This is a genomic window from Sphingomonas sp. (assembly GCF_035555815.1).
GTDB lineage: Bacteria > Pseudomonadota > Alphaproteobacteria > Sphingomonadales > Sphingomonadaceae > Sphingomonas.
Window position 1 is genome coordinate 1 of record NZ_DATMGG010000152.1, and the last position, 4506, is coordinate 4506.

Here is a 4506-nt window from a genome sequence, read left to right on the forward strand (position 1 = left end):
GATCGAGCGCGACCACCGAGGCACCGCCACCACCGCCGCCGCGACCCGCTCTGGCCGCCGACATCGGGCAGGATGAGGACGCGGCACCGCTGCCCGCCGCATCGGCCCGCACGCGCGAGCAGAAGCGGTTCGCGCGCTATGACAAGGACAAGAACGGCGGCATCGCGCGCGAGGAATATCTGCTGTCGCGGCGCAAGGCGTTCGCCAAGCTCGACACCAATGGCGACGGCCGGCTGTCGTTCGACGAATGGGCGGCCAGGACGATCGACAAGTTCACGACGGCGGACAAGGATCGATCGGGCGTGCTGACCCCCGCCGAATTCGCCACCACCGCGGTCAAGCGTGCCCCGGCGCGGCGAGTGCCGTGCGCGCCGGTGCCGGTGGAGGAGGGAGATTAGCCCTCATCCTCACCCTTCAGCGCCTTCGGCGCTCCTTCCCTCTCCCGCCGGGAGAGGGAAGAGGCCGCGCGGGGAGAGGGGTGAGGGTGTCGCGTCTTACAGTCCCAGCCACCCCGCCAGCGCGGCGCGGGCGCGGTCGGTGTACATCCGCTTGCGATCGGCCTTTTTCGTGCGGCCCTCGATAGGCGGGAACAGGCCGAAATTGATGTTCATCGGCTGATAGGTCTCCGCCACCGCCGCGCCGGTGATATGATGGAGCAGCGCACCCAGCGCGGTCTCGACCGGGGGCGGGGGCAGGTCCACCCCGGCGATCTCGGCGGCGGCGAAGCGTCCGGCGAGCAGGCCGACCGCCGCGCTTTCGACGTAGCCTTCGCAGCCGGTGATCTGCCCGGCGAAGCGGATGTGCGGCCGCGCCTTCAGCCGCAGCGTCGGGTCGAGCAGTTCGGGCGAGCGGATGAAGGTGTTGCGGTGCAGCCCGCCCAGCCGGGCGAATTCGGCATTCTGCAACCCCGGAATCGTCCGGAACACACGCACTTGCTCGGCATGTTTGAGCTTGGTCTGGAAGCCGACGATGTTCCACAGGGTGCCCTGGGCATTGTCCTGCCGCAACTGCACCACCGCATAGGGCCAGCGCCCCGTGCGCGGATCGTCGAGCCCGACTCCCTTCATCGGGCCGTAACGCGGTGTGTCGACCCCGCGCTCCGCCATCACCTCGATCGGCATGCAGCCTTCGAAATAGGGGACGTTCTCCCACTCGCGATATTCGGTCTTTTCGGCGGCGAGCAGCGCGGCGTGGAAGGCGAGATATTCGTCCTTGCTGAGCGGGCAGTTGATATAGTCGGTGCCGCTGCCCTTGTTCCAGCGCGACTGAAACCAGGCGATGTCGGTGTCGATCGAGTCGCGGTGGACGATCGGCGCGATCGCATCGAAAAAGGCGAGCGCGTCGCTGCCGGTTGTGCCGGCGATGCTGGCGGCAAGCGCCGGGTCGGTAAGCGGGCCGGTGGCGACGATGGTCAGGCCGGCGTCGGGCAATGCTTCCACCTTCTCGCGCACGATCTCGATATTGGGATGCGCCGCGAGCGCCGCGGTCACGCCCTCGGAAAAGCCGTCGCGGTCGACCGCAAGCGCCGATCCGGCGGGGACACGGTGGATGTCCCCCTGCGTGAGGATGAGCGAGCCGAGCGTGCGCATCTCCTGATGCAGCAGCCCGACCGCGTTGCTGTCGGCATCGTCGGAACGGAAGCTGTTGCTGCACACCAGCTCGGCCAGCCCGGCGCCCTGGTGCGCGGGCGTGCTGGCGCCGCCGCCGCGCATTTCCGACAGCCGCACGCGCACGCCCGCTTCGGCCAGTTGCCATGCCGCTTCGGATCCGGCGAGCCCGCCGCCGATGATGTGCACCTGATGATTCGCCATTCGCCTCGCGCTTCGTCCATACTGATGTCGGGTGGATGCGGCGGTCATAGGGCAAAGCGATGGGATTGGGAGAGGGCGCGCGCGCGAATTGGCTGTTCTGGGCGGCGATCGTCGGCGGGGCGAGCTATTTCCTGGCGGTTTGGTCGGGCGTCGATGGCGTCGCTGCGACGGTGTGGAAGGGCAGCGGCGTCACGCTGCTGGCGCTGTGGGCGGCGGCCAACGCGCGGAACCTGGACGGCTGGCTGATCGCGGCGGCGCTGGCGCTGGGGGCACTGGGCGACGTTCTGCTCGATGCGGTCGGACTGGAAATCGGGGCACTGGCGTTCCTGGCGGGGCACGTTGTCGCGGTGGTGCTCTATCTGCGCCATCGCGCGCGGCCGCTGATGGCGGCGCTGCCGGCGCTGATCCTGGTGCCGTTCGTGTCTTACCTGTTGCCCGACGACCGTAGTGCAGGGCCGGGGATCGCGATCTACGCGGCCGGGCTGGGGGCGATGGCAGGGGCGGCGCTGATCAGCGGGTTTCCGCGAGCGGTGGCGATCGGCGCGATGTTGTTCGTGGTGTCCGACTGGCTGATCTTCGCGCGGATCGGCCCGCTGGCGGGTTCGCCGATCCCCGATTGGCTGGTGTGGCCGACCTATCTGGCCGGGCAGGCGCTGATCGCGCTCGGCGTGGTGCGGCGGCTGGTCAAGGAAGCACCGGGGGATGCGCTGCATCACCGGTTGTGAAATACCGGCGCTTTCGCGCAGGCGAGGTCTCAGCGAAAAGGGAGCAACACCTCCGTTCGTGCTCAGCTTGTCGAAGCATCGTCCTCCTTCTTCTAATGGTGCGAGGAAGAAGGACGGTGCTTCGACAAGCTCAGCACGAACGGGGAGTTTTGCAGAGGCCTCGCCCGGGCGGGGAGGACGATCGTGGAAACGACGGCGATCCGGTTTCGACCGGACGAACCCTAACCCGCGACGGGTAGCCGCACCGTGCCATCGGCGTCGCGCTCCAGCGGACCGTAGGCGATCACCGCGTCGAGCGGCAGCGGGGCATAGAGGTGCGGGAACAACTGGCCGCCGCGCGACTCCTCCCACTTCACCGCCGCGCCCAGCACCTCGAGGTCGACCGCCGCGACGTGGAGATTGTCCTGCCCCGCGAAATGCTTGTCGACGGTCTCGGTGAGCTGGTGCGCGGTCGACAGGTGGATATAGCCGTCGGCCAGATCGACCGGCGCGCCCGCGAATCTACCCGCCTGCTCCAGCAGGTCCATCTGCGCGGCGGTCAGCACCTTGTAGGCGGTGGTGGCGGTCATTCGCCGCCGTCCGGCCCCGCCGCCAGATCCTCGCCGGTGTCCGCGTCGGGGGTCGGCGCGCCTTCGGTCACGCCGTCGCCCAAATTGGCTTCGGCCTCGTCCTCGCTCTCCTCGATCCGCGCGGCCGACACGACATGTTCGTTGTCGGCGACGTTGAACAGCCGCACGCCCGCCGAGCCGCGCCCGATCACGCGCAGGTCGCCCAGCGGGATGCGGATCAGCTTGGCCTGATCCGTCACCAGCATCAGCTGCTGCGCCTTGGTCGCGGGGAAGCTGGCGACGACGGGGCCGTTGCGGGCGATGTTGTCGATGTTGGTGATGCCCTGACCCCCGCGCCCGGTACGGCGATATTCATAGGCCGACGACATCTTGCCATAGCCGTTGCCGCACACCGTCAGGATGAACTGCTCGTGCGCGCGCAGATGCTCGAACCGGTCAAGCGGCATCGTCGGCTCGCCCTCGCGCTCGGTCGCCTTCCACGGGGCGAAGCGCAGATATTCCTCGCGCTCCTCCTGCGTCGCGCCTGAACGGTGGAGGATCGAAAGCGAAATGACCTCGTCGCCCTCCGCCAGCCGCATCCCGCGAACGCCGGTCGACGCGCGGCTCTGGAACTCGCGGACGTCGTCGCCGGCGAAGCGGATCGCCTTGCCCTGGCGGGTGGCGAGCAGCACGTCGTCCCCTTCACCCAGCAGCGCGACGCCGATCAGCCGGTCGTCCTCGTCTTCACCTTCGAACTTCATCGCGATCTTGCCGTTCGAGGGCACGTTGGTGAAGGCGTCCATCGAATTGCGCCGCACCGAACCCTTGGCGGTGGCGAACATGACGTGGAGCGCGCCCCATTCGGCCTCGTCCTCCGGCAGCGGCAGCACGGTCGAAATCGTCTCCCCGGTCGCCAGCGGCAACAGGTTGATCATCGGCCGACCGCGCGTTGCCGGCCCGCCCTCGGGCAGGCGCCACACCTTCATGCGATAGACCTTGCCCAGCGTCGAGAAGAACAGCACCGGGGTGTGGGTCGAGGTGACGAACAGCTCGCTGACGACGTCCTCGTCCTTGGTCGCCATGCCGGCGCGCCCCTTGCCGCCGCGATTCTGCGCGCGGAAGGTGTCGAGCGGGGTGCGCTTGATATAGCCCTCGAGCGTGACGGTGACGACCATGTCCTCGCGCTCGATCAGGTCCTCGTCGTCGATGCCGTCGGCGGCCGCGGCGATCTCGGTGCGGCGCGGGGTAGCGTAAGCATCGCGCACCGCGGTCAGCTCCGCGACCATCACTTCATATAGCCGCGCGCGATTGCCGAGGATTTCGAGCAGCTCGGCGATCGTCTCGGCGAGTTTGGCGAGCTCGTCGCCGATCTCGTCGCGGCCCATCGCGGTCAGGCGGTGCAGGCGCAGATCCAGGATCGCG

General features: G+C 68.5%; 5 protein-coding genes. 2 read left to right on the forward strand and 3 right to left on the reverse strand.

From position 1 onward, the window contains the following. The coding region (locus tag VNR91_RS08410; protein ID WP_325490323.1) for an EF-hand domain-containing protein at positions 1–398 on the forward strand (398 nt) is incomplete at its 5' end. 96 nt (positions 399–494) lie between these two features. Here the strand turns inward: VNR91_RS08410 and trmFO are convergent. Further along, positions 495–1811: a methylenetetrahydrofolate--tRNA-(uracil(54)-C(5))-methyltransferase (FADH(2)-oxidizing) TrmFO gene (gene trmFO, locus VNR91_RS08415; protein WP_325490324.1), complete on the reverse strand. Its 1317-nt coding sequence runs from the start codon at positions 1809–1811 to the stop codon at positions 495–497. Between the two features lie 59 nt (positions 1812–1870). Between trmFO and VNR91_RS08420 the strand changes: the two genes are divergently transcribed. Further along, on the forward strand, positions 1871–2536 hold the full coding sequence (locus VNR91_RS08420) for a lysoplasmalogenase family protein (protein WP_325490325.1): 666 nt from the start codon (positions 1871–1873) through the stop codon (positions 2534–2536). 221 nt (positions 2537–2757) lie between these two features. Here VNR91_RS08420 and VNR91_RS08425 read toward each other — a convergent pair whose 3' ends face one another. Both VNR91_RS08425 and VNR91_RS08430 read right to left on the reverse strand, forming a co-directional pair. Further along, positions 2758–3105, reverse strand: a complete 348-nt coding sequence (locus VNR91_RS08425) for a DUF952 domain-containing protein (RefSeq protein WP_325490326.1) — start codon at positions 3103–3105, stop codon at positions 2758–2760. Beyond that, on the reverse strand, positions 3102–4506 hold a 1405-nt coding region (locus tag VNR91_RS08430; protein ID WP_325490327.1), incomplete at its 5' end, for a DNA gyrase C-terminal beta-propeller domain-containing protein. The genes VNR91_RS08425 and VNR91_RS08430, both read right to left, overlap by 4 nt.

Bases quoted from the DNA above. Each gene is read 5' to 3' on its own strand.
- trmFO (WP_325490324.1), bottom strand. From the start codon at position 1,811: ATGGCGAATCATCAGGTGCACATCATCGGCGGCGGGCTCGCCGGATCC.
- VNR91_RS08420 (WP_325490325.1), top strand. From the start codon at position 1,871: ATGGGATTGGGAGAGGGCGCGCGCGCGAATTGGCTGTTCTGGGCGGCG.
- VNR91_RS08425 (WP_325490326.1), bottom strand. From the start codon at position 3,105: ATGACCGCCACCACCGCCTACAAGGTGCTGACCGCCGCGCAGATGGAC.